The following is a 26,486-nucleotide window of genomic DNA, read 5'->3' as shown; positions in this document are numbered from 1 at the left end:
TATGAAAAAAACAGTAAGTATAGTCTTTTTTTTATTCAGTATTTATTTAGGATATGGTCAGGAAGAATTTTCCCAACCGCAAATGCTTGATGTACAGCCAGTAAGTCCAGAGGCGATGCCATTTTTAAAGCATACAGATATAGACGTGAATGAGTTTACTGGAAAGCCTAATATTAATTTGCCATTGTATACATTCAAATTAAACAATTTTGAGTGGCCTGTCTCAATAAGTTATGATGCGGGAGGGCTAAAAGTAGAAGAAGAGGCAAGTTGGATTGGTGCAGGATGGACATTGAATGCCAATGGTTTAATAGGAAGATCAGTAAAAGGATTACCAGATGAGTTAGGTGCTAATAATGGGGTTTCTGTACCTCAAAAGCATGGTTATTTTTCTGACCTGGCAAAGCTTGCTTTTGTTAGTGCGGGAGCAGTAGATCATTCTAAACTAACAAATATGGATAATTATGAAAATGAAATTTCAGGATCAGCGGAATATGCGACTGGAAGTTATCTTGATTCAATTGCTGATGGCTATATTGATTTGCAGGCAGATTTATATTTCTACAATTTCGGAACACATAGCGGAAAATTTTATTTTGATCAAGATCAACAACTTAACCATCTAATGTATAATACTTTAAATTTCGTGGATTATCCCTTTAAAAATGGGATGTTTCAATATGAACTACCAGGTGAAGACTATAATTGGACTATTACTGACAATACGGGAATTACTTATGAATTTAGGAAAACTGAAAAAACCACCACTATTTCCCAGACATTTCCTTCTATAGAGCAAGTAGTTAGTGAGTATCAAAGCTCCTGGTACCTCACCAAAGTGTCTATTGGAGGAGAATATTTAATTTTTGATTATGAGAGTGATTATCATACAGATACACAGCTGTATAATGAGAGTAGAAAATTTAGTATCTCCGGTTATGGCACCACTACCTCCAGTTATTCAATTAATGATACCAACCGGTCCGGTCAGAGATTAAAATCAATAGAATCATCACGTGGTGATAAGGTGGAATTTATTGCAGCAACTGAAAGACTTGATTATGACAATAGTGAAAAATTAGACAGAATAGTAATCTACAAAAATGATGAGGTAGTCAAAGAGTGGGTTTTTTCCCACTCTTATTTTGGAAATAATGCAAAGCTTAAGCTGGATTCTGTGAGGGAAGAATCCGGTAATTCAAATTTACCTCCTTATAAATTTACATATTTTGATGCAGCCGCTGTACCTGAAACTGATAGCAAGTCCCAGGATTTTTGGGGATATTTTAATAACAACTCTTCATATACTCTCATTCCTGAATTCAAGAATGACCTTTATCACTTTGATAATCAAACAGCTAACAGAGAGCCAAGTTTTTACTATACTAAAATGGGTGTGCTAACCAAAATCACTTATCCTACCGGAGGGTTCCATGAATTTGAATATGAGTTAAATGAAGTTTACGACCCTGATTTTCTGCAAACTTATTTTTACCAGGCCATTGCCTTTGAAGGAACTGCTTTTAACCCTGAAACAGACGAAGTTATTTTCACGGTTCCTTATGAAGTAAGTGCGACATTTAAAAGCAATATTCATGAGCAGGATGGAATAGGCATGAATACATTCTCTTCAATTTATAAAAAGAATTCGAGTGGATCTTATATAGCCTTTAGTGGAGAAAATGTCAACCCTTTTGCTTATTCAAATAGAATACTTCTTCCTGCCGGAGAATATAAACTGTTTGCTACTAATGCCGGAGAAGGAGGGCATGATGAAATATCTATTAGTATTGAATTTGAATTACTGAAACCTCAGAATAAAAAAGTTGGAGGTTTAAGGATTAAAACAGTAAAGTCTAATGGAGGAGGCTTGTCAAACTCATCACAAGTTAAAAGTTATTATTATAATGATGAAGTGGATGAAACTAAAAGCAGTGGAGTCCAATATAATATACCTTATTTTGGAGGTTACAAATCAGAATATGTAATCGGGGGGATGAGAACAGATGATCATGCTCTTCCAATATGTCTTCAAGATGATAGCGAGATTGATGCAGGGATTAATGTGCAATCTTATTCAAGCAATTTATTAACTTATCTTGGTAGTCATGTTGGCTATGAAAATGTAGACATAATAGTTAGAGGAAATAAAATTCCAGGCCATTTAACTAGCTTAACAGAGGACCCTGCTGGAAAAATCAATAAAAAATTTATAGCAGAACGACCCTTTAATATGATTGACCATCCTTATATTGATCCAGCATATGTAGGACATGTAAATGGCAAACTGAAAACAGAGATTGTGAGAAACCATAATAATCTTGTGTTGAAAGAAAAACATAATTATTACAGCGAGCATCAATACAATACTAATTTTATAATCTTAAATGCTTACAGACAAAAACGCTCTTTCTGTTACAGAAAATATCCCATTATTTACTCTACTACCCAATACCGTCCTCAATATTATTTTAAGGATAGTGCCTATGTTGTCTCAAGAGATACTTTAGGGCACGAAAGCCATAGCAGGCATTTTTATCAATATGACAAGAATATTATTAAACCAGTCAGGATAACTAGCATTTTAAATGAGCATACTGCCGAAGATCAATATTTAGCCTGGTATCCGGGAGCCAGTGATCGCCTTAAATGGGTAGCTAAGTATCAATATGACAATTTAAACGAAGCAGACCCTTTCTCTCAGGCTTTATTTGAGACATTGGATTATAGAAAAGAATACACTGAATACCAATATAATAATAACCAGTTAGCGCTGAAACGCCAATGGATGAGGAATGATTATCCGATTGATTTTACTTGGGCACCTAACAGGTTGGATAGTGTGAAAATGACATATGATACGGATACGATGCTTGAAGTATATAAAGCATCTTTTGGTAGTAAAAGTAATCTCATTAAACAGAGGTATTCTCAACAAGGAGATTTGAAAAAGTTATACCAATGGGGATACAATGACAGCTATCCGATAGCTCAACTCGTTACTTCAGGGGAAAATGAGTTTTTTAAACACTATAATTTTGAAGCAGATGGAAATACCCTGACGAGTGCCACAGGATTCAAAGGGATGGCCGGCCAGCATATTATAAGTATAGGCAATGTACCAGCCGAAGGCAGTTACTATGTCTCCTTTAAGGCGAAAAAGCAAAGCCAGGATGTAGAGGTAAGCCTAAGCGGGGGTGTGGGGGGCACTATTAATCAGGAAGTGACCAGTACAAATTGGCAATATTTTAAAAGATTGGTAGGCACCGGAAGTATAGAAACTACCATTACTATTTCTATTCCATCAGGAGCTATACTAGATGATGTAAGCATTTATTCTGCAGATGCTGAACTGACTACTTTTACTTACGATGTAGGCAAAGGATTGTCAAGCATGACTGATACAAATGGAACCGCTCAATATTTTGAATATGATGCATTGGGAAGGCTGATTACCAAAAAGGATGACAATAAAAATGTCCTATCTAAAGTATATTATAAATACAAAAACCAGGCAGAATGAAGAAGGTATTATTAGTAAGTATTCTTTTCATGACCGTAATAAAAGCAAGTGCCCAAATATCGGGACAAACTTCCGTATGCCCGGGTCAGACCTATACTTATACAGTGACATCTCCTGGCGGAGGAATTGGATCAGGGTTTTATATATGGACTTTAAATGGAGTAAGAGTACCAGTAAGTAGAAATAGTCCTTCTATTGCGAATATTACCATGCCTACTACAGGCATAAGTCATACGTTATCAGTCACGGTTGATATTACAGGAGAACCTAGCCAAACGTATTACCTCACACTTGTTACTCCCTTCGCAGGTAATGCCTCAATTGAATCATCTCCTACTGTTTGCTATAATGGAGGTGCACAAATAGCAGTCAATTTACAAAATCTTGGCTATGGGGGAACAGGTAATTTTCAGAAAAGAACGGGTACCGCCTGGATAGATTTAAGCAATACAGGAACCCCTATTTATGTTAATAATCTTACTTCTGATACTGATTTTCGCTATAAAGTAAGTAATTCATGTGGTACTCTGTATTCCAATATAGTTACAGTGAACGTTAATCCAGCCCTAAACCCCGGCAGCATCAATGGCACAAAAACCATATGTTATAATAGTTCAGCAGGTACTTTAGGCAATGCATCCTCCCCAACAGGCGGAGACAATAGCTATAGCTATCAATGGCAGGTAAGTACCAGCAGCGGAGGAAGCTACAGTAATATCAGCGGGGCCAATGCTGCCAGCTATAGTCCCGGCAACCTAAGCGCCACGCGGTATTACCGAAGAAGGGTAGTTTCCTGTGGTGAAACCAAATATACCAATGCAGTGGCCGTTACAGTACGGCCTGCTTTGAGCCCGGGAAGCGTAACCGGTACCAAAACCATTTGCTACAATAGTCCGGCAGGTACTTTAGGGAATGCATCCTCCCCAACAGGCGGAGACAATAGCTATAGCTATCAATGGCAGGTAAGTACCAGCATCGGAGGAACCTACAACGATATCAGTGGAGCCAATGCTGCAACCTATAGCGCAGGTAATTTAACAGCTACTCGGTATTACCGAAGAAGGGTCATTTCTTGCGGAGAAACCAAGTATAGCAATATTGTTTCAGTTACCGTGCGGCCCACTCTGAGCCCGGGCAGCATTAATGGAACAAAATTTATCTGTTACAATACCTCAGCAGGTACTTTAGGCCATGCTTCTTCTGCGACAGGCGGAGATAACAATTATACTTATCAGTGGCAGGTAAGCAGCAGTAGTGGAGGAACCTACAGCAATATAACCGGTGCCACTTCTACCACCTATAATCCCGGCAATTTAACTGCTACCAGCTTTTATCGCAGAAGGGTTACTTCTTGCGGGGAAACAAAGTACAGCAATGTGGTGACAATAACAGTTGATATTTACATCCAGGTTTCAGCTGGCAATACTTTTTCTATCTACCAGTTTGAAGGTAATAGAAGTTTAGTTAATACCGGAGAATCCCCTTCCGGAGGTGCTTTTTCCGGAGGCTATGTGAGCAACAATACTTTTAATGCGGCACAAAGTGATCCTGGCAGTAAAACGATCACTTACACCTATACCAACGGGAATGGATGTTCCGCATTTGCTACCAAAAATATTACTGTGCTGGCCAACCCAACCATGAGCGTTCAGGGGGGCAATGAAATTGTATGGGGAGAAAACAAAGTGCTTACAGTCCCTTCAGGCTTTAGCAGTTACCAGTGGCATAAAAATGGAGCATCCATATCAGGAGGCACCAGCCGCTCCTACACAGTCACCCACCCGGGCACTTATTATGTGCGAATTACAGCTGCTTCAGGCGCTTCATTAAACGTTTCACCTGCCAATATTATCAACAAAGCCTCTCAGCAGAATGAAAACTTTGTGCAGATCATTAGCTATAAAACAGCAAAAAAGGAAGGGGAGGCCGTCTCCACTATAGGAGAAGTAATGGAACATTTTACCTATTATGACGGACTGGGCAGGCCTATGCAGACCTTGCAAACGCAAGCCTCCCCTAATAGAAGGGATATGATTAAGCCCATAGCCTATGATGAACTGGGGCGGGTAAACAAAGAATATCTGCCCTATGCAGCTAATAAAAATGACGGAGTGCTGGATCCTTCCGCTTTAAGAACTACAGGGGGAAGCTATGAAACCTCCAACCAATTCGGCTTCTATGACGGTACTGAAAGCACTGTGGCGGCTACAAATTACCCTTATGCAGAAGTCTCCTACGAGCCCTCGCCCCTCAACCGCCCCATTGCTCAATATGCCCCGGGAGAAGACTGGGCAAAAGAAAGTGGGAATAAACCAGTCACTACCGACTACTTAATCAGCACTGCTGCTGATAATGTAAAACGCTTTATAATAGTCAATGGCCAATTAACTAAAAGCACGCCTTATGGCAATGGCGCGTTCGAAAAACTGCTGGTCACAGACGAAAACGGCAATCAATCCGCCACCTTTACCGATGCCTTCGGCAAAACATTGCTTAAGCGCAATTACGGAGAGGGCACTGACCAGTTTGATACCTACTATGTGTATGATATTTTTGATAATCTCAGGTTCGTTATCCCACCGGAAGCCTCGTGGCAAATTATCGGTACCTTAGGGGCTGTGGATAGTAATCTTTTAGAACAATTTGCTTTCCAATACCAGTATGATGACCGCCAACGCATGGAGTGGAAGAAAGTACCCGGTGCCGAGCCCGTGATCATGGTCTATGACGACCGTAATAGATTGGTGCTTACCCAGGATGGAGAGCAAAGAAAGGATAGCCTTTTTAGTTTTACTAAATACGATGTGCAAAACAGGCCTATTATGACGGGTGAAACAGAAATCGTTTATTCATTGGACTCTATCAGAAATAGGTTAGTCAGAGGGAAAGAGAAGGTAGTCGGAGGACAACAATTTTTAGATGAACTTTATGAGGTATATTCCAATAGCCATCATCTCTATGGCTATACCAATAACAGTTACCCGTCAGTAAGTGAAGCAGAAATTTATACCATTACTTATTACGACAACTATGATTTTCGCACTGCTGCCGGAATGGATGGCAGCACTTACAACTATTCCACCAATGGAGTAACCAATGAGTTTGCGCAGAACAACTTGGTAAAAGGGCAGGTGACAGGAAGCCTTACCCGCGTTTTAGGCACTGCCGAAATGCTGGGCAGTATCAATTATTATGATGAGCGCTACCGACTGGTGCAAAGTATTAGTCAGCAGCCGGATGGTAAGTTTATCACTGCCAATAATGGCTATGATTTTATCGGAAACCTGAAAAAAGCCAAAACTATTTATAGTATAGGAGCCGACACCCAAACCATTACCGAGACCTTTACCCACGACCATGCCGACCGACTGATGACGGTAACACACCAGGTAAACCAGGAAAATCCTGTACTCATGGTCTCCAACGAATACAACGAGCTTGGGGAACTTATCACCAAAAGCCTGCATGAAGAAGCGGGCGCCTTCGCCCAGTCGGTAGACTACCGCTATAACATCAGGGGCTGGCTGGAGCGCATTAACCATGCCGACCTCAGCGCGGACCATGCCAATGAAGCCTCCGACCTCTTCGGGATGGAACTGGGTTATACTGATAATTTAGGTATGGGTTCGGATGCTCAGTATAATGGCAATATTGCAGCTATTAAGTGGGGCGGGAAACGTAATGATATGACTGAAGCAGAAACCATCTTGCAAAATGCCTATGGCTACGCGTATGATCCACTCAATAGAATTACAGAAGCCAATTATTTTGAAGGGCCTGCTCAAACAACTAGTCAAAAATACCAACTGCGTGTTAATGAGTATGATATGAACGGAAACATCAAATTGCTGCAACGCAGGGATGAAACAGGCGCTTTGATGGATAACCTCACCTATAATTATGCGAACAATGGCAACAGGCTGAATTATGTGACAGATGCCGGTAATATTGAAAAAGGCTTTAAAGATAGCAATACTTCAGGCAATGATTATAGCTATGATGACAATGGTAATATGATTTCAGATGCCAACAAAGATATTACTACTATTGATTATAATTACCTGAACTTACCAAAAGAAGTAATATTTGCCGGTGATAAACAAATCAAGTATATTTATGATGCTTCCGGCATTAAACACCGCCAGGAAGTGTACGAGAACAATACTTTGATAAAAGCTACAGACTATATCGGTGCCATGATTATGGAAAATGACACTTTGCAATTTATCCAGACTGCAGAAGGTCGCGTAGTGCCAAAAGCGGTAGATGGGCAGGCGAAAATGGAATACCAGTACCATTTAAAAGACCATTTGGGCAATGTACGCACCACCTTTGCGGTAAGGGATGATGATTATCCTACTGATTTTGAGACAAGTAGCAACCCTTATTTTGATAATTACGATCAGGTAACCAAGCTTACCAGCGCCTTAAAAAGGAGCGGAAGCTCCAGTCATAGACTGGCAGGTGGAAGCAATGAAACAGTGGGCTTAATGAAGTCACTCTATGTAAGCAAAGGCGACAAAGTAAAAGCAGAAGTATACGGTAAATACATCGCAGCCACTAACCAGGACGATGCCATCAATACAGGCGCATTGATTACTGCTTTGGTGAACATGCTTTCGGGCGGTGCGGTAACAGGCGAAGGCAATGTGGTATCTGACAACTTAACGGCAGGCTATACTTCAGCTGCCATAGCAGATAACTCCAATGAGCAAAGCCCGAGGGCTTACCTGAACTACATCATGCTGGACAAAGACTTTAACTACCTGAACAGTGGTTTTGACAGGCTCAGCACCAGTGCAGAAGACCCGGGAGATGGAAGTGGCAACCACCAGAGGCTCTCTTTTGAAGAAATAGCGATTGATCAGGATGGCTATTTGATTATATTTTTAAGTAATGAAAGCCAGCAGACAGTGGAAGTGTTCTGGGATGACTTCAGGATAGACCATCATCATAATGCTGTGATACAGGCTGATTCGTATTATCCGGGAGGTGGCACTTTTGATTCTTATAAAAAGGAATACAATAAAGAAAACAAGCACCTTTACCAAGGCAAAGAATGGATAGCAGATGGGGGATTAAACTGGTACGACTCTGAGGCCAGGATGTATGATCCGTATTTGTGGCGAACATCAGTAATGGATCCGCATATGGAGAATTATTTTAGTTTATCTCCTTATAGTTGGGCAGCTAATAATCCCTTACTGTATACTGACCCTGATGGGAAAGATATTATTATATATTATCAAGATGAAGCTGGTAAAAACCAAAAATTTATTTTTAATGGTTCTAATGCAAGTGATGCACCCAAGAATGAATTTGTTCAACAGTTTTTTAAAGCATATAATACTCTACAGGAAAATGGTGTAGGAGAAAACGTTAGAGCTATTGCAGAGAATTCTAAAACACAGGTTAATTTGTATAAGGCGGATAGGAGTACAAGTGAGGGGTATTCTATATGGTGGAATCCAGAAGGGGGGAGTAAAACAGATCAAGGTGTAGTAATGTCACCTGCAACAGTGTTGGAACATGAAAGCGATCATCGAAATCATTATGATTTAAAACCTGAAGAACATCGAAAACTGCAGAGTCAGAAATTGCCAGGTTGGACAAATGCAGAAGAAAAAAGAGTGATTACCGGGTCGGAATTGAGAACATCTAGAGCTTTAGGAGAGATTCCTAAAAATGGTGTAACAAGAACAAATCATAAGGGTGAGACAGTAATTACTTATGGCCCAACTTCTAATAAAGTTAACAAGAATGCTACTTATAAATATTATAAAATGATGGAGAGCAAATCTAGTTCTTCATACTATAAAAGATACTATGCGACACAAGCTGAAAAATATAACACTGGAAATTAATACTCTTTTACTTTTATTGTTCTTATTAGTTTCATGCCAGAGTAGTTCAAATCAATTAACTATTTTATACATGGGTGAAGATTCTACAGCTCAATATCCAATTCCTTGTGATGCTTTTGAACCAGAATTTGAGCCGCATTATAGAGATACTTTAATCACTGACGAGGCTATTTTGGAAAAAATCGACAAAGAAATATCATCATTGGAACGAATAGAGTCCAATGAAAAAGTTGAAGATCAGGATATTAGGATAAAACTGGTTAGGGATTATACATCAGGAAATAAAGATACACTTTGTTTAGGCTCTTTTTTTGGAACAGTACTGAATGGAGAGGTAATGAAGGACGATAAAGAGTTATTGCAAACTGTAAAGAGAATAATTTATAATAGGGAGTAAATAAATCCTTTTGAGAGCAAGCGTATCGCTGGTATCCATATCTAAAATTGAAACCCCAAGCTTATGGATAGGCTTGGGTTATTTTTTAGGCCTTGGCACCACTTCAGCAGGAACTTTTGTTCCAGGCCTTGGGTGCTGTATAGGTTCAGGATTTGTTCTAGGTGGTTGCTTAGCCATTGTCTTTTTTCTTTTTACTGGTTGTTATAATAGGCCTTGGAGCGATCTCGGCACCTTTACGAATGATGTCAGTATCTTTTTTTGATTCTCCAATGAAATCTCCACTATCTCTTCTTTTATAGTTAGGTTTTTTCTTTGGATCAGGTCTGTTTTGCTTATTGTCGTCTGCCATAATTATTAAAGATTAAGGTTAATAAATTTAATCAAAAAAATCGAACCAACCAGTAAAGCTACAATCATTGTAATATTGAGAAACCTGATCGGAAAGTTCCAATATTTTATGCCTTTATTGAAAGCTTCATCGCTCAGGTTCTGATTTTTAGCAGCCCAGGTATTGGCCAACATAGAAATAAAATGAGTAACCAAGCTCAAAAAGATAACACCTGCGTAGGTATACCATGCATTTATTAAATATGCCTTATTAACGGCAGCTTTTAAGTCAGGTATTATATCTTTTATAAATGCAAAAGAAACTACCAGCGCACCAGAAGCAATAAAGGTTATTGTCTTATCGAATTGTTCTGTACTGTATCTTAATGTCTCAGCAACGGTCTTATTATGGTCTTCATTAGCCATCTACTGCATCAATTTTTGTTGCAGGTCTTTTTGGAAGATGAAAGCGTTGAGGAGTTCTTTAACGGTGTCTCGTTGCTTGTCGGAGAGCAGTTCCACTTTTTGGAACAAGCCGATCAGTTCGCGATCTTTAATAGTCTGTTCCAGCTTTTGGTCTTTATCACCAAAAACCAGCTCATCAATGGAAATGTCCAGAGCTTCTGAAATTTTCTGTACCACATCAATAGAAGGAGTGGAAAGTCCTCTTTCATATCGTGAAAACTGCACGGCATGGCTCCCAATCTTCCTAGAAAGTTCATCCTGTGAAATCCCTTTAGCGGTTCTGTACTTCTTTAAGTTCTCTGCAAATCCCATATGATAGACTATAATACAGGTATAAAATTAGCTTATATGTATGTATAAATCAATTAATGGAGAGTGTTTATGTTTAGTCGGTGTAAAATATTAACATAAAAGTTTTGACTTAATAGAACTTATATGCTAAGTTTGATAACAAATATGCTATCACGAAAAAAAAGTTATCAAATGAGTACAACCAAAGGAACATTAGAGACTTCAAACCCCGACCACCTGACTTTTGAAAGCGGAATGCTTCAGATCACGATCCTGGGCGGTATCAGATTGGAAGGCCTGGACAGGTTGCGGGTGACATTAAAGATCGGTACGGAAGAAGGCTTTAGTGCGGTACGGCATAACCTGGACCTGTACAATGACACGCAGGTGGAGAAACTATGCAGGAAAACGGCTGAAAGGTTAGAAATCGGTACCAGCGTGATTGCCACAGCACTGGAAAACCTGACCGATGCACTGGAAGCCTACAGGCTGGAAGAAATAGAAGCAAAAGTCCAAACACAGGACAAGCGCAAACAGCTGAGCAGCGAAGAAATTAAACAAGCACAGCAATACCTGAAAGCCCCGAACCTGATGAAACGCACCAAAGAGGACATCGGGAAATCGGGCGTGATAGGAGAGGAAAACAACAGGCTATTGATGTATCTAATCTTTACCAGTCGAAAGCGAGACAATCCGCTCCATGTGATCAGCTTTGGAAGTTCAGGGATAGGAAAGACCCATTTGCAAGAGAAAGTAAGTGCCTTGATCCCCGAAGAAGACAAACTGGAAATTACCACATTGAGCAGCAATGCCTTTTATTATTTTGGTCAGCAGGAACTCAGGAACAAACTGATATTGATAGAAGATTTAGACGGGGCAGAAAGCGTGCTGTACCCGTTACGGGAAATCCAATCCAAGAAACACATTACCAAAACACTGGCGGTGAAGAATACCAAAGGGGAAACCCGGACAGTGACTTTGAAAGTGGAAGGCCCTGTGAGCGTGGCAGGCTGTACCACCAAAGAAAGCCTGTATGAAGACAATGCCAACCGCAGTTTTTTAATCTATATAGACGAAAGCAAAGAGCAGGATCAAAAAATCATGAGCTACCAGCGGAAGCTCTCAGCAGGCAAAATAGATGGAAGTGAAGAACACAAAATAGCAGAATTGCTAAAGAATACCCAAAGAGTATTAAAGCCTGTGAGCATTAGAAATCCTTTTGCTGAACAATTAAAAATCCCTGATGAAGTGTTCAAGCCAAGAAGAAGCAATGCGCATTACCTGGCCTTTATTGAAGCAGTCACCTTTTACCATCAATACCAGCGTGAAAACCAATACGACAAAGAAACGGGAGAAGAATATATAGAAACCACACTGGAAGATATACAGGAAGCCAACCAACTGATGAAGGAAGTGTTGATCCGTAAATCAGACCCATTGAACACCGCCTGCAGGAAATATTTAGAGTGGCTGAAAGCATGGCTGAAGATGGAGAAGAAAAGCACATTTACCAACAAAGAAGTGAGACAGTTTTTACGGATTAATCCCAGCAACCAGAAGCGGTATATGGTGCAATTACAGGAATATGACTACGTGGAAAAAGTGTCCGGAAAGTGCGGAAAAGCTCATGAGTACAGAATTAGCCAACTAGACGAATACGAAACCCTAAAAAACGGCATTACAAGCATACTGGACAAGATTGTGAGTAGTTTAGAAGGCGTAAAGAAGCAAAAGTGAGACTGCTCTGAGAGTAGTACTCGGTGGATGTTATAAGACACGCACCGTAACCAAAGGAATTAGGAGAAAGAGAGAAGCAGAGAATAAGAGAGAAAGCAGGACGAAATAAGTACAAAGTTCAGAGCGGTTCACTACCAGTTCATAACCACAATGAACCACTAAAAGCAAAGAGCTACAATAAGTTACAGGCAAAGTTCAAAAGTTCTGAAAACACCAACCGAAGCAAAATTAAAAATATGAAAAAACTACCCTTAAAAAGCGCATCCTTCAGGTATCTGGAACAAAGCTTTGGCGAGTGGCTGGACGTATTGGGCTATGCGCCTACCACAGTAAAGTCTTTTCCTGTGTACGTGCGTGAGTTGCTGTATTACATGGAATCCAAAGGAAAGCAGCAGGTCAACCAAATTGATATTCCTATAATCAAAAGCCATTACAGAGAGCTGAGTCAAAGAGCCAATCAAAGACAAGGCGGTGGCCTATCGAACAACTATTTAAACACCCACCTGAACGCACTGGAAAGGCTGCTGGAATATTTAAGGAAACAGGCACGGATGGAAATCCCCGCCTTAAGCATCCCGCATGAAACACCTAACCCCAAAGAAGTAATCCCGCTGAGCATTGCCCAGGTGAAAGCCCTTTATGAAGTGGCCGGAATGGAAGAAGATACCCAGCCAGTGGAAGCCTTACGGGACAAAGCCTTGTTGGCCTTGTACTATGATTGCGGGCTGAGAAGGAGTGAGGGAACAGCATTAAATATAGGCGACATAGATTTTGACAACAGACTGGTGGCCGTAAGAAAAGGGAAAGGGAGCAAAGCAAGGTACGTGCCTTTTGGCAAACAGACCGCAAGGCACCTGGAAAACTATTGCTATGAAGGCAGACCAAGGCTACTCAACCCAAACAGTAAAGAAGATGCTTTTTTATTGGGAAAAAGAGGGCGTGTATGTGGCGACACCCTGAACAAAAGACTCAAAGAACTGGTGGAGCTGGTCAATGAACAAACCCCAAATCCCCAATCACCCAATGACCCTTTTCCCAATGACCAAATTACCATCACCCAACCCGTCCACCTGCATGTATTGCGGCATAGCATCGCCACGCATTTATTGTACCAGGGCATGGAAATAGAAAAAGTATCACAGTTTTTAGGGCATGACAGCCTTGAAAGCACCCAAGTATATACCCACATCATGGAAAAATTTTACGGATAAAATGGAAGAACTCATCAATTACCTGAAGAAAAAAGGATGCTCAAAGAGTACCATAGAAAGCTACAAAGCAATCAATGACATCTTTCTGCAATGGGCAGCATCCAGGCACCTTGAACCCTGCTTTATCAAATACAGCGAGCTAATGGATTATGTTAGCCACCTGAAAAAAAGAGGGATCAGCCAGCGCACCGTACAGAGCTATATGATAGCCATAGCCCATTATTTTGAAGCCCTTCACCAGTCAGATCCGGAGAATTACCCGACAAACCCTGCAGGCTATTTAAACATCAAAAGCAAGCAGGCAAAGAAACTCTACCCGAACCTCAGCAGGGAGCAGCTGGAAGCATTGTATACAGACTATGACCTGCATTTAAGGAACACCAAGCCCACGGCAAGGGCATCAGCGATCAGGAATAAAATAGCAGTAGGCTTGATGGTGTACCAGGGTCTGGAAGTGACCACGCTATCCAGGCTGAATGTAAAAGATGTGGATGTACTGAACGGGAAAGTAAGCATCAGAAGGGGCAGGAACTATAATGAAAGGACATTGGCACTACATGCAGGACAGATTATTATGATGGATCGTTATATCAACCAGACCAGGAAAGAGCTGCAGGAAAGCTTTGGCCAACAGGACAGCGACTTATTGCTTATAACAGGTTACCAGCATTACAGGGAAATGCATATTAGGATTGTTAAGCGGTTACGGAAGCAGCAGCCCTTGTTGCAAAATGCCCACCAGGTCAGGGCAAGCGTGATTACTTTGTGGCTGAAACAATACAACATCAGGGAAGTGCAGTATATGGCAGGCCACAGGCGCATCTTCAGCACAGAAGCCTATTTACAAAACGACATGGAAGGCCTGAAAGTGGCAGTGGACAAGTTCCATCCGTTGGGATGAGGAAAATAAATTTGCAGATTGCAACTAAATATAGTTACTTTGAGTTATGTCTAAAAAGCAGAAATTAATTGACAGGTTTTTAAGTATGCCAGCTGATTTTCATTATGATGAGATGGCTAAATTACTTGGATATTTTGGTTTTGAAGAAGTGAAGATAGGAAAGACCTCGGGTTCGAGGGTAAAGTTCGAGAATAGTGAAGGGGTTCCCGTTATGCTTCATAAACCACATCCAAGCGGCATCATGAAAAAATATCAAATGAAACAAGTAAAAGAAATATTAGGGCTATGAAATATCTTGAATATAAAGGTTATACAGGAAGTATAGAGTACAGCCAGGAAGATAATTTACTTTATGGAAAAGTACTTGGGTTAAAAGGGCTGATCTCTTATGAAGGAGAAACGGGCAAATCATTAGAAGTTGATTTTAAGGAGGCTATTGATGTTTATTTAGCCGATTGCAAAGCAGCTGGAAAAACACCTGAAAAGCCGTTTAAAGGAAGCTTTAATGTACGTATACCAGCAACATTGCATCAAAAGGCTGCTCTTTTAGCTATGGAGACAAAGACCTCACTTAACAATCTTGTTGCAGAAGCAATTAGGTCAAGAGTAACAAAAGAGAGTGCATAAAGCCGGCAGTTTTACTAATATAAATCCCGTTCCAAAAGATTTACCGCTTGCAGGCGGTACGCTCCCAGCTTATGGCTGGTAGCGGAAAAGCGGTGTGCCTGTGGTGCGGCTAGCAAGGCTGCAGTCCGGAAAAATGCAAATCCTCACGCCTTAAACCACTCCACCCCGCAAAAAGGCGGGGCTCCGCTATTTAGCTAACCCTCAAAAAGCCCATTTGCATTTTCCTCCCTTTGCTTGCCATCCGCTCCTCGGCACGTCTGTTCCCTTTTATTTTTTTGATTTGTTTGATCCCTGCGGGGCAAAGGCAAAAAAACAAAACCACAGCCAGAGTTAGGCGGGCCTGCGACCACCGCCAGACACTGCCAAGCCTCTTCGCTGCGCTTCGTTCCCCCTTGGCAGGCTGGCTGGTGGTACCCGCAGTGGCCCGCGGAGCAAACAGCGTAGGTCAGGAAAGTTGAGTAGTCCCGGCAATCATTATCAAATCTTTAGTGAGTAGAAACCTTCCGCGCTCTGTTAGTAGATTTACATTTAATGGAGTGCAGCAGTTCGCTTGGAGCATCCCGATAAAAACCAAATGGCAGGAAAGCAAGTGCAAAACAGCAAAGTAAAATGATGCCATTTACTTTTTTCCGAGATGTTTAAAATTTTGATAATCAATTATTTAAAGGTGATATTTTTTGTGTCCTCTGATTAATGATGCAAATATTAGTCCTTTACTGCCGAACAAAAAATATCAGTTATTATGAATGATTATTATTTAGAAACCAGAGAATTAGAGGACTTTTTAAGTGGAGTGCTTAATCAAAACCAGAGATCAAAAACCTTAAGTGATCTAAAGGGAGCCTATCAAGCTATTAAACTCAATGAAAAAAGTAGGTTGTTAACTCCTGCAGAGTGCCGTGAAATAGTAGGAAGAGTTTTAAAGTATTTTAGTAAAGCGATTGATGTACTAATTAAAAGAAATCCAGAAATGAAGAGCAGAGGTGAAAACCTAAAATCACAAATAGAACATATGAAAAGCCCTGATGATATCTGGTATTTATATGAAGAAGTTCGAAAGATGAAATAAGAAACGTTTTTATGAACGATGTAAAAAACAGCCAAAAAATCAACACTAGTTTTTTGCATCGCTCATAAAAATGAAACAACCGAAGGGCGTTAGGCAAACACAATCGCAGTTATCCAATCGCGAAGCACGCGAGCCGTGAGAAAGCGGCCCGACCAGTTGGCGGGCGGCTGCCGAGCAAAACGCAGCGAGCCAGACACATGGTGAAGCTTATGCATTTTAAGGAAATGCCGAAGGGGACAGGAAGCAAAAAACATGACAAGCTTAAGGGATGAAAGAGGGTAAGCAGCTTGGCGGGTTTTATTGCCCTGCCTGACTGAATGCATGTGCTGAACACCTTATAACTGCGACCATCTCCATTATGAATATCAAGTAAAATTAGTATATTGAAAGCGCATTGGGCTGTTTAAAAATACCATATCGACAGGGAGGGAGAGGCACGGAAAAAAACGTGTTTTTGACAGGGAAAGCCCTGGAAAAAAGCGAAAAAGCGTTAAAAAAGTGCTTAAAGGACTACCAGTACCATTTAAAAGATCATTTGGGCAATGTACGCACCACCTTTGCGGTAAGGGATGATGACTATCCTACTGATTTTGAGACTGCTAGCAACCCATATTTTGACAATTACGACCAAATAACCAAGCTTACAAGCGCATTGAAAAGGAGCGGAAACAATAGCCACAGGCTTGCAGGCGGTAGCAACGAAACAGTGGGCCTAATGAAATCTTTATTAGTGAGCAAAGGCGACAAAGTAAAAGCAGAAGTGTATGGGAAATACATCGCGGCCACCAATCAGGACGATGCCATTAATACAGGCGCATTGATTACTGCTTTGGTGAACATGCTTTCGGGTGGGGCAGTGACAGGCGAAGGCAATATAGTGTCCGATAATTTAACTTCCGGCTATACCTCTGCTGCCATAGCAGACAACTCCAATGAGCAGAGCCCAAGGGCTTACCTGAACTACATCATGCTGGATAAGGACTTCAACTACCTGAACAGTGGTTTTGACAGGTTAAGCACCAGCGCAGCAGACCCGGGGGATGGCAGCGGTATGCACCAGAAGCTCTCTTTTGAAGAAATACTCATTGACCAGGATGGATATTTGATGGTATTCCTCAGCAATGAAAGCCAGCAGACAGTGGAAGTGTTTTGGGATGACTTTAGGGTGGATCATCACCATAATGCGGTGATACAAGCCTCAGATTATTTTCCCTTCGGCCTGACTTTTAATAGCTATACAAGGAACTACTCAAAGGCGAATAATTATCTCTATAATCAGGGAACAGGGGAGAAGACTTTTAAAACAGAAAGAGTTCCAGAATTAGGGGTAGATTTCACCAAGTTTAGAGTTTATGATCCGGCATTAGGAAGGTTTTGGCAAGTCGACCCAATGGCTGATGCAGCTGGACAAGAAAGTTGGAACCCTTACCACTACTCCTTTAACAACCCAATTCGTTACAACGATCCTTTTGGTGATTGTCCTCCAGGAACAATTTGTGATAAATATGTCCCATCAGCTAGTGTAATGACTAAGCTGTCAGCAGCTAAGCAAAGCTTTTCTAAAATATTAGATGGTAGTGTTAGTTTAAGCGGCAAGCTTTATGGGGCAGGAGGCAAAGCACAAGTAGGTCCTTTGCAACTGAAAGGATCTGCCAGTGCTGTTAGTGTTTCTGGTAAAGCTAGTCCAAACGGTTTAGAAATTGGTGCAAAAGGGTTGAGTGCGAGTGGTGAGGCAGGTTTTGCATCGGTTTCAGTTAAAACATCTGTTTCGGCTATTGAAGGTAAAGTTACTGCAAACAATGAAGGGGTAAATGTCAGTGGAGATGCTTTTAAAGAACCTACTTTGAAAGGGACAGTCGGAGAGAATGGTATGGAGTTTACGGCTGATAATTCCGCTAAAGTAGGTGTGGGGGTTCAAGTAAGCGTTGTTAAAGTTGAAGCTTCTGTTAACGTAGGTGAAGCAGTAAAAGGTATGGCCTCATTTATTGAAGCTGGTTTAGAATATACGTTCGATGTGATGTCAAAAGAAATGGAAAGTATTCAAAATAGTATTGATTTTTAAGAAAACAGAATTATGAAATTAAATAAGTATAAAGATCTACCTAGTGGATTATTTGGTAAGCTTTTTTGGAATATCTTTTTTGCTTACTTAGTTTTATTTTTGATAGTAGGATTATTATCATTATTTGGTATAAAATCAGTCAGTTTTAATGATGAACCGACCTTTGGGCTTATGGGACTATTATCTGCTTTGCTTATAGCTCCATTGACAGCTTTGTCTACATCTTTTGCGATATGGCTTCTTATGATGATCGGTAACGTTGTTATGAAGATGTTTGTGAAATAAACTTGAGCTTAATTACTCATTAAGCTCAAGTTTATTAATACGTAAAGCCTCTTCCAACTCACTATCTAATGTATCGTCAAAACTAAAGTTTTGAAGCTGCCATTTGTCATTTGGCTTATAGAAAAGAATACTAAATCGTAAGGGTTGGCGGTCATATTTTATAAAATAAGTATGCAATTCTAATTGATTTATCTTCTTTTTAGCTAAGAGTTCATATCCATAATATTCTCCTAATAATTGTACAGTGCCAGCTAATTGGCTTTTTAGATTTTGAATTTGCTCTTTTGATTCCCCCATCCAATCGTTGCTATCAAACAAATAGCTTAACGCTTCCATATTATTTTGTTCATATTTGCTAAAGAAAGTTTTGACAATATCGTCAGGAGTTTGAGATATACAGGTGAAGTGCGAAACAGTTAATATTGTAGCTATTATTATATTTTTGTTAATCATGAATAAGCAGTTTTGGTTTTATAATCTCTTATGATGAGGTCCATGTAATCAAATATGCGTTTTTTTTCTTGATCGGGCAGGCTCTCCACCTGATCAAGCCGTTTTACCATCTCTTTATCGAAGTTGGCATTTTGTCCTTCACCGAGCAGGAAATCCACGGATACATCAAAGGCTTTGGCAAGCTTTACAATGACCTCGATAGAAGGGGAGTTATCACTCCTTTCATACTTGCCAATCATTACCCGTGAAGACTCAATGCGTTTAGCCAGTTCATCTTGTGACCAGCCTTTTTGCTTCCTAAGCTGCGTTATACGCTCTCCAATGCTAACCATGTTTATCTAAAGACCTCCTTTTTGATGATAATCACTCAAATTTAGGTAAAAGAATTTACCAAAAGAAATACTTGTTGCTTGCTTAAAAGAAAAACATGCGCTACTTTTGAATCACATGTTTATCAAATAAAATTTTCTTATGAAGACTGAGAAGCAAGCCTTGGACACCACAGCCCATCCCGTACTTGACACGGGAAACCCCGACCACCTGACCTTTGAAATCGGAGTGCTGCAAATCACCATTTTAGGCGGGATAAGATTAGAAGGCCTGGACAGGTTGCGGGTGACGTTAAAGATCGGGACAGAGGAAGGCTTTAGCGCGGTACGGCATAACCTGGACTTGTACAATGACACCCAGGTGGAGAAACTTTGCAGGAAAACGGCTGAAAGATTAGAGATAGGCACCAGCGTAATTGCCACAGCACTGGAAAACCTGACCGATGCACTGGAAGCCTACAGATTACAGGAAATAGAGCGGATAGCATCCGCAGGCAATAAAAACCAGAAAAAACTATTAAGTCCTGAAGAAATCAAAGCAGCACAGCAATACCTGAAAGCCCCGAACCTGATGGGCAGGACAATGGAGGATATAGGCAAAGCAGGTGTGATAGGAGAAGAAAACAACAGGCTTTTAATGTATTTAATATTTACCAGCCGGAAAAGAGATAACCCGCTGCACGTGATCAGCTTTGGCAGCTCAGGCATAGGCAAAACCCACCTGCAGGAGAAAGTAAGTGCTTTGATCCCCGAAGAAGACAAACTGGAAATCACCACATTGAGCAGCAATGCCTTTTACTATTTTGGGCAACAGGAACTAAAGAATAAACTGATATTGATAGAAGACCTGGACGGTGCAGAAAGTGTACTGTACCCATTAAGGGAAATCCAGTCCAAGAAACATATTACCAAAACACTGGCCGTAAAGAATACCAAAGGCGAAACCCGTACGGTGAGTTTAAAAGTAGAGGGACCTGTAAGTGTGGCAGGCTGCACCACCAAAGAAAGCCTGTATGAAGATAATGCCAACCGTTCCTTCCTGATCCATATCGATGAAAGCAAAGAACAGGACGAAAAGATCATGGCCTACCAAAGAGCTGACTCGGCCGGACGAATAGATAAAACAGCACAATATGAAATAGCAGAACTGCTAAAGAACACACAGCGTATCTTAAAACCCGTGAGCATCCGCAACCCTTATGCAGAGCAGCTGAAAATCCCCGATGAAGTGTTCAAGCCCAGGAGAAGCAATGCGCATTACTTAGCTTTTATAGAAGCAGTCACTTTCTACCACCAGTACCAGAGAGCCGAAGAAGCAGACAAGGAAACAGGGGAAATATACATTAACACAACACTGGAAGATATACAGGAAGCCAACAAACTGATGAAGGAAGTACTGATCCGGAAATCAGATCCTCTGAACGATGCCGGAAGGAAATATTTAGAGTGGCTCAAAACATGGCTTAATAAACGGGATAAAGCTTTGCCTGCCGAAGCTAAAGCGAAGGCAGGCAGTTTTACCAACAAAGAAGTGCGGCAGTTTTTACGAATTAATCCCAGCAACCAGAAGCGCTATATGGTGCAATTACAGGAATATGACTACGTGAAAAAAGTGGCCGGAGAGAAAGGAAAACCACATGAATACAGGATTACGCAACTGGACGAATACGAGCAACTCAAAAACGGTATTACAGGCATACTGGACAAGATAATGAGCGGATTAGCAGGAGCAAAGAAGCAGAAGTAAAAGTCGCCCTTAGATACTACACGGTGCATGTTATAAGACAGAGCACCGACACAGTAAAACCAAGGAAGATAGGCAAGGCAGTCCACAGTGGTTCACCACCAGTTCAAAGCACAAATGAACCACTAAAGACCAAGAGCAACAGTAAGTTACAGGCAAAGTTCAAAAGTTCTGAAAACACCAACCGAAGCAAAAAACAGAGCCTGTTAGGCATTATACGAGAAACTTCAATAACTACCTGATAACCAGTACCAAATAACAATTTATGAAAAAACTACCCTTAAAAAGTGCATCCTTCAGGTATTTGGAACAAAGTTTTGGCGAGTGGCTGGACGTATTGGGCTATGCGCCTACAACGGTAAAGTCTTTTCCTGTGTACGTGCGGGAGTTGCTGCATTACATGGAATCCAAAGGAAAACAGCAAGTGAGCCAGATCGATATTCCTATAATCAAAAGCCATTACAGGGAGCTGAGCCAAAGAGCCAACCAAAGACAGGGCGGAGGGCTATCGAACAACTATTTAAATGCCCACCTCAATGCACTGGAAAGGCTGCTGGAATATCTGCGGAAACAGGCACGCATGGAAATCCCGGCCTTAAGCATCCCGCACGAAACACCTAACCCCAAAGAAGTAATCCCGCTGAGCATCGCCCAGGTGAAAGCCCTGTATGAAGCTGCGGGAATGGAAGAAGATACTAGGCCAGTGGCAGCCTTACGGGACAAAGCCTTTTTGGCCTTGTTTTATGATTGCGGGCTGAGAAGAAGCGAAGGAACAGCTTTGAATATAGGCGATATTGATTTTGACAACAGGCTGGTGGCCGTAAGAAAAGGGAAAGGGAGCAAAGCAAGGTATGTGCCTTTTGGCAAACAGACAGCAAGACAGCTGGAAAACTATTGCTATGAAGGCAGGCCAAGGCTGCTAAGCCCAAACAGTAAAGAAGACGCTTTTTTATTGGGCAACAGGGGGACAAGGATATGTGGCAACACCCTGAACAGAAGGCTGAAAGAACTGGTGGAACTGGTCAATGAACACTTTCCCAATCCCCAATCAACCAATGACCAAACCCCTAATGACTCTTTTCCTAATGACCAATTACTAATCTCCATCACCCAACCCGTACACCTGCATGTATTACGGCACAGCATTGCCACGCATTTGTTGTACCAGGGCATGGAAATAGAAAAAGTATCACAGTTTTTAGGACATGACAGCCTTGAAAGCACCCAAGTATATACCCACATCATGGAAAGATTTTACCTGTCCGACCGAAATAACATGAAGGTGGACTTGTCCAACGAAATGACATGAAATAAAATGAAGTTGAATGGATAAAATGGATGAATTAACAAATTACCTGAAGAAAAAAGGATGCTCAAAGAGTACCATAGAAAGCTACAAAGCAATCAATGACATCTTTCTGCAATGGGCAGCATCCCGGCACCTAGAACCCTGTTTTATCAAATACAACGAGCTAATGGATTATGTTAGCCACCTGAGAAAAAGAGGGGTGTGCCAACGTACCATACAGGGCTATATGATCGCCATAGCCCATTATTTTGAAGCCCTTCACCAGTCAGATCCGGAGAACTACCCCACCAACCCTACAGGCTATTTAAATATAAAAAGCAAGCAGGCCAAGAAACTATGCCCGAACCTCAATAAAGAACAGCTGGAAGCACTCTATACAGATTATGACATCCATTTAAGGAACACCAAACCCACGGCAAGGGCATCAGCGATAAGGAACAAAATAGCAGTAGGGCTGATGGTGTACCAGGGGCTGGAAGTCACTACTTTGTCCAGGTTGAGTGTAAAAGATGTGGATGTGTTGAACGGGAAAGTAAGCATAAGAAGGGGCAGGAGCTATAACGAAAGGACATTGTCACTACAGGCAGGACAGATCATTATGATGGATCGTTACATCAACCAAACAAGGAAAGAGCTACAGGAAAGCTTTGGCAAACAGGATAGTGACTTATTGCTTGTTACAGGTTATAAAAATTACCGTGACATGCACAAAAGGATCATTAAGCAATTACGAAAGCAACAGCCATTGTTGCAAAGCGCCCACCAGCTCAGGGCAAGCGTGATCACTTTGTGGCTGAAGCAATACAACATCAGGGAAGTGCAGTACATGGCAGGCCACAGGCGCATCTTCAGCACAGAAGCCTATTTACAAAACGATATGGAAGGCCTGAAAGTGGCAGTGGATAAATTTCATCCGTTGGGTTGAAAATCAATAAATGAAACTAAAATAGAAAATGAAAATGTTATCTTTACGAAAAGCAAACTTAAAAAATATGGACATAAGAGCTGAAAAACTAAGTTTATTAGAATGGTTGGCAGGATTGAATGATCCCAAGACACTCAAAGAGTTCATTACATTAAAAAAATCCAAAGAAGTTGATTGGTGGGATGAAATTAGTGAAGAAGAACGATCAGCTATTGATGAAGGTTTAGCTCAACTAAACCGAGGGGAAAGCATACCACATGAGCAAGTGATGAAAGAGGTTAGGGAGAAGTTTAAGTTATGAGTAAACCGATTGAATGGTCACCCCGTGCCAGACAAGACTATCTGAAATTACTTGACTACCTAGCGGACAAATGGGGAAACAAGACGGTCAATAAGTTTAATAACCGCTTACAATCGATTCTTAAACTTATATCTGAAATGCCTGACCTGTATCCTTCTTCAGGCAAAAGAAAACAAGTAAGAAGGTGTGTGATAAGTAAACAAACCAGCCTTTATTATCAAATCAAGAAAGATAAAATAGAGCTAATCACTATGTTCGACAACCGACAAAATCCTACAAAAAAGAAACTTTAAATCCCCCGTTCCAAAAGTTTACCGCTTGCAGGCGGTACGCTCCCAGCTTATGGCTGGTAGCGGAAAAGCGGTGTGCCTGTGGTGCGGCTAGCAAGGCTGCAGTCCGGAAAAATGCAAATCCTCACGCCTTAAACCACTCCACCCCGCAAAAAGGCGGGGCTCCGCTATTTAGCTGACCCTCAAAAAGCCCATTTGCATTTTCCTCCCTTTGCTTGCCATCCGCTCCTCGGCACGTCTGTTCCCTTTTATTTTTTTGATTTGTTTGATCCCTGCGGGGCAAAGGCAAAAAAACAAAACCACAGCCAGAGTTAGGCGGGCCTGCGACCACCGCCAGACACTGCCAAGCCTCTTCGCTGCGCTTCGTTCCCCCTTGGCAGGCTGGCTGGTGGTACCCGCAGTGGCCCGCGGAGCAAACAGCGTAGGTCAGGAAAGTTGAGTAGTCCCGGCAATCATTATCAAATCTTTAGTGAGTAGAAACCTTCCGCGCTCTGTTAGTAGATTTACATTTAATGGAGTGCAGCAGTTCGCTTGGAGCATCCCGATAAAAACCAAATGGCAGGAAAGCAAGTGCAAAACAGCAAAGTAAAATGATGCCATTTACTTTTTTCCGAGATGTTTAAAATTTTGATAATCAATTATTTAAAGGTGATATTTTTTGTGTCCTCTGATTAATGATGCAAATATTAGTCCTTTACTGCCGAACAAAAAATATCAGTTATTATGAATGATTATTATTTAGAAACCAGAGAATTAGAGGACTTTTTAAGTGGAGTGCTTAATCAAAACCAGAGATCAAAAACCTTAAGTGATCTAAAGGGAGCCTATCAAGCTATTAAACTCAATGAAAAAAGTAGGTTGTTAACTCCTGCAGAGTGCCGTGAAATAGTAGGAAGAGTTTTAAAGTATTTTAGTAAAGCGATTGATGTACTAATTAAAAGAAATCCAGAAATGAAGAGCAGAGGTGAAAACCTAAAATCACAAATAGAACATATGAAAAGCCCTGATGATATCTGGTATTTATATGAAGAAGTTCGAAAGATGAAATAAGAAACGTTTTTATGAACGATGTAAAAAACAGCCAAAAAATCAACACTAGTTTTTTGCATCGCTCATAAAAATGAAACAACCGAAGGGCGTTAGGCAAACACAATCGCAGTTATCCAATCGCGAAGCACGCGAGCCGTGAGAAAGCGGCCCGACCAGTTGGCGGGCGGCTGCCGAGCAAAACGCAGCGAGCCAGACACATGGTGAAGCTTATGCATTTTAAGGAAATGCCGAAGGGGACAGGAAGCAAAAAACATGACAAGCTTAAGGGATGAAAGAGGGTAAGCAGCTTGGCGGGTTTTATTGCCCTGCCTGACTGAATGCATGTGCTGAACACCTTATAACTGCGACCATCTCCATTATGAATATCAAGTAAAATTAGTATATTGAAAGCGCATTGGGCTGTTTAAAAATACCATATCGACAGGGAGGGAGAGGCACGGAAAAAAACGTGTTTTTGACAGGGAAAGCCCTGGAAAAAAGCGAAAAAGCGTTAAAAAAGTGCTTAAAGGACTACCAGTACCATTTAAAAGACCATTTAGGCAATGTGCGGACCACTTTTGCAGTAAGGGATGATGACTATGCTACCGATTTTGAGACTACTGAAAATCCATACTTTGACAATTACGACCAGGTAACAAAGCTTACCAGTGCCTTAAAGAGAAGCGGAAGCTCCAGTCATAGACTTGCAGGCGGAAGCAATGAAACAGTGGGTTTAATGAAGTCACTTTATGTAAGTAAAGGCGATAAAATAAGCGCAGAAGTGTACGGCAAATACATAGCGGCCACTAACCAGGACGATGCCATTAATACAGGTGCCTTGATCAGCGCTTTGGTGAACATGCTTTCAGGCGGTGCGGTTAGTGGAGAAGCTGCATTAACTTCGGAGAATTTAACAGGATTTAGCTCAGCTGCCATAGCAGACAACTCTAATGAGCAAAGTCCGAGGGCTTACCTGAACTACATTGTGCTGGACAAGGACTTTAATTACCTGAACAGTGGCTTTGACAGGTTAAGTACCAGCGCAGCAGACCCGGGGGATGGCAGTGGTACGCACCAAAAGCTCTCCTTCGAAGAAATACTCATAGATCAGGATGGCTATTTGATCGTGTTCCTGAGCAATGAAAGCCAGCAAACCGTGGAAGTGTTTTGGGATGATTTTAGGGTAGACCATCATCATAATGCGGTGTTGCAGGCAGATGATTACTACCCCTTCGGTCTGACTTTTAATAGTTACCAAAGAAGCTATACAACAGCCAATAACTTTAAATTTAATGGGATAGAAAGAGACCCTATTTTAGATCTTGACATGGCATTTTTTAGATCATA

The 26,486-nt window shown here is 41.2% G+C and carries 23 protein-coding genes; 18 read left to right on the top strand and 5 right to left on the bottom strand.

The window, feature by feature from the left end:
• The first annotated feature begins 1 nt into the window (after position 1).
• The 3 genes from IEV85_RS20555 to IEV85_RS20545 all read left to right on the top strand — a co-directional run bounded on the left by IEV85_RS20555 (position 2) and on the right by IEV85_RS20545 (position 9,784).
• The gene (locus IEV85_RS20555) at positions 2-3,523 is read left to right on the top strand and encodes a hypothetical protein (protein ID WP_188467107.1); all 3,522 of its coding nucleotides are present in this window, start codon (positions 2-4) and stop codon (positions 3,521-3,523) included.
• Entirely contained in the window at positions 3,520-9,387 is a 5,868-nt protein-coding gene (locus IEV85_RS20550; RefSeq protein WP_188467105.1) for a DUF6443 domain-containing protein, read from the top strand. The genes IEV85_RS20555 and IEV85_RS20550 overlap by 4 nt, the downstream gene beginning before the upstream one ends.
• Before the next feature lie 70 nt (positions 9,388-9,457).
• Entirely contained in the window at positions 9,458-9,784 is a 327-nt protein-coding gene (locus IEV85_RS20545) for a hypothetical protein (RefSeq protein WP_188467103.1), read from the top strand.
• Between the two features lie 169 nt (positions 9,785-9,953).
• On the opposite strand, the gene IEV85_RS20540 is transcribed toward IEV85_RS20545, so the two are convergent.
• The 3 genes from IEV85_RS20540 to IEV85_RS20530 are packed head-to-tail and all read right to left on the bottom strand — an operon-like array spanning position 9,954 to position 10,888.
• Entirely contained in the window at positions 9,954-10,133 is a 180-nt protein-coding gene (locus IEV85_RS20540) for a hypothetical protein (RefSeq protein WP_188467101.1), read from the bottom strand.
• A gap of 5 nt (positions 10,134-10,138) precedes the next feature.
• Positions 10,139-10,537 carry a hypothetical protein gene (locus tag IEV85_RS20535; protein ID WP_188467099.1) on the bottom strand — a complete coding sequence of 133 codons (399 nt, stop codon included), beginning with the start codon at positions 10,535-10,537 and terminating at the stop codon, positions 10,139-10,141.
• Positions 10,538-10,888, bottom strand: coding sequence for a helix-turn-helix domain-containing protein (locus IEV85_RS20530; RefSeq protein WP_188467097.1), 351 nt, complete (start codon positions 10,886-10,888; stop codon positions 10,538-10,540). It lies immediately after the preceding gene.
• 171 nt (positions 10,889-11,059) lie between these two features.
• Here IEV85_RS20530 and IEV85_RS20525 point away from each other — a divergent pair, with 171 nt between their 5' ends.
• The 8 genes from IEV85_RS20525 to IEV85_RS20490 all read left to right on the top strand — a co-directional run bounded on the left by IEV85_RS20525 (position 11,060) and on the right by IEV85_RS20490 (position 18,759).
• The gene (locus tag IEV85_RS20525) at positions 11,060-12,604 is read left to right on the top strand and encodes a hypothetical protein (protein WP_188467095.1); all 1,545 of its coding nucleotides are present in this window, start codon (positions 11,060-11,062) and stop codon (positions 12,602-12,604) included.
• Positions 12,605-12,840: 236 nt separating this feature from the next.
• Positions 12,841-13,815 (top strand): tyrosine-type recombinase/integrase, encoded by a 975-nt coding sequence (locus tag IEV85_RS20520; RefSeq protein ID WP_188467093.1) that lies wholly within the window; start codon positions 12,841-12,843, stop codon positions 13,813-13,815.
• Positions 13,757-14,716, top strand: coding sequence for a tyrosine-type recombinase/integrase (locus IEV85_RS20515; RefSeq protein WP_229712674.1), 960 nt, complete (start codon positions 13,757-13,759; stop codon positions 14,714-14,716). The genes IEV85_RS20520 and IEV85_RS20515 overlap by 59 nt, the downstream gene beginning before the upstream one ends.
• Positions 14,717-14,762: 46 nt before the next feature.
• The gene (locus IEV85_RS20510; protein ID WP_188467089.1) at positions 14,763-15,005 is read left to right on the top strand and encodes a type II toxin-antitoxin system HicA family toxin; all 243 of its coding nucleotides are present in this window, start codon (positions 14,763-14,765) and stop codon (positions 15,003-15,005) included.
• A complete protein-coding gene (locus tag IEV85_RS20505) occupies positions 15,002-15,343 on the top strand; it encodes a type II toxin-antitoxin system HicB family antitoxin (protein ID WP_188467087.1) in 342 nt (113 codons plus the stop codon). Before IEV85_RS20510 ends, IEV85_RS20505 begins: the two co-directional genes overlap by 4 nt.
• 742 nt (positions 15,344-16,085) lie before the next feature.
• Positions 16,086-16,412, top strand: coding sequence for a hypothetical protein (locus tag IEV85_RS20500; protein ID WP_188467066.1), 327 nt, complete (start codon positions 16,086-16,088; stop codon positions 16,410-16,412).
• Between the two features lie 454 nt (positions 16,413-16,866).
• Positions 16,867-18,474, top strand: a complete 1,608-nt coding sequence (locus IEV85_RS20495) for an RHS repeat-associated core domain-containing protein (RefSeq protein WP_188467085.1) — start codon at positions 16,867-16,869, stop codon at positions 18,472-18,474.
• Positions 18,475-18,486: 12 nt separating this feature from the next.
• Entirely contained in the window at positions 18,487-18,759 is a 273-nt protein-coding gene (locus tag IEV85_RS20490; RefSeq protein ID WP_188467082.1) for a hypothetical protein, read from the top strand.
• Positions 18,760-18,771: 12 nt separating this feature from the next.
• Here the strand turns inward: IEV85_RS20490 and IEV85_RS20485 are convergent, their stop codons facing one another.
• Together IEV85_RS20485 and IEV85_RS20480 are read right to left on the bottom strand one after the other, a co-directional pair.
• Positions 18,772-19,212: a hypothetical protein gene (locus IEV85_RS20485; protein WP_188467080.1), complete on the bottom strand. Its 441-nt coding sequence runs from the start codon at positions 19,210-19,212 to the stop codon at positions 18,772-18,774.
• Entirely contained in the window at positions 19,209-19,544 is a 336-nt protein-coding gene (locus tag IEV85_RS20480; RefSeq protein ID WP_188467078.1) for a helix-turn-helix domain-containing protein, read from the bottom strand. Before IEV85_RS20480 ends, IEV85_RS20485 begins: the two co-directional genes overlap by 4 nt.
• Before the next feature lie 139 nt (positions 19,545-19,683).
• Here IEV85_RS20480 and IEV85_RS20475 point away from each other — a divergent pair, with 139 nt between their 5' ends.
• The 7 genes from IEV85_RS20475 to IEV85_RS20445 form a co-directional block, all read left to right on the top strand.
• Entirely contained in the window at positions 19,684-21,288 is a 1,605-nt protein-coding gene (locus IEV85_RS20475) for a hypothetical protein (protein ID WP_188467076.1), read from the top strand.
• A gap of 262 nt (positions 21,289-21,550) precedes the next feature.
• The gene (locus IEV85_RS20470; protein ID WP_188467074.1) at positions 21,551-22,594 is read left to right on the top strand and encodes a tyrosine-type recombinase/integrase; all 1,044 of its coding nucleotides are present in this window, start codon (positions 21,551-21,553) and stop codon (positions 22,592-22,594) included.
• Positions 22,595-22,610: 16 nt separating this feature from the next.
• A complete protein-coding gene (locus IEV85_RS20465; RefSeq protein ID WP_188467072.1) occupies positions 22,611-23,519 on the top strand; it encodes a tyrosine-type recombinase/integrase in 909 nt (302 codons plus the stop codon).
• A gap of 67 nt (positions 23,520-23,586) precedes the next feature.
• Positions 23,587-23,820 (top strand): hypothetical protein, encoded by a 234-nt coding sequence (locus IEV85_RS20460; RefSeq protein WP_188467070.1) that lies wholly within the window; start codon positions 23,587-23,589, stop codon positions 23,818-23,820.
• A complete protein-coding gene (locus tag IEV85_RS20455; RefSeq protein ID WP_188467068.1) occupies positions 23,817-24,113 on the top strand; it encodes a type II toxin-antitoxin system RelE/ParE family toxin in 297 nt (98 codons plus the stop codon). The genes IEV85_RS20460 and IEV85_RS20455 overlap by 4 nt, the downstream gene beginning before the upstream one ends.
• A gap of 720 nt (positions 24,114-24,833) precedes the next feature.
• On the top strand, positions 24,834-25,160 hold the full coding sequence (locus IEV85_RS20450) for a hypothetical protein (RefSeq protein WP_188467066.1): 327 nt from the start codon (positions 24,834-24,836) through the stop codon (positions 25,158-25,160).
• A 454-nt stretch (positions 25,161-25,614) separates the two neighbouring features.
• On the top strand, positions 25,615-26,486 hold an 872-nt coding region (locus IEV85_RS20445), incomplete at its 3' end, for a hypothetical protein (RefSeq protein ID WP_229712673.1).

Source organism: Marivirga lumbricoides (assembly GCF_014636295.1).
GTDB classification, from domain to species: Bacteria; Bacteroidota; Bacteroidia; order Cytophagales; family Cyclobacteriaceae; genus Marivirga; species Marivirga lumbricoides.
The sequence above is the reverse complement of the archived record's forward strand: the minus strand, read 5'-3'. Positions and strand labels throughout refer to the sequence as shown.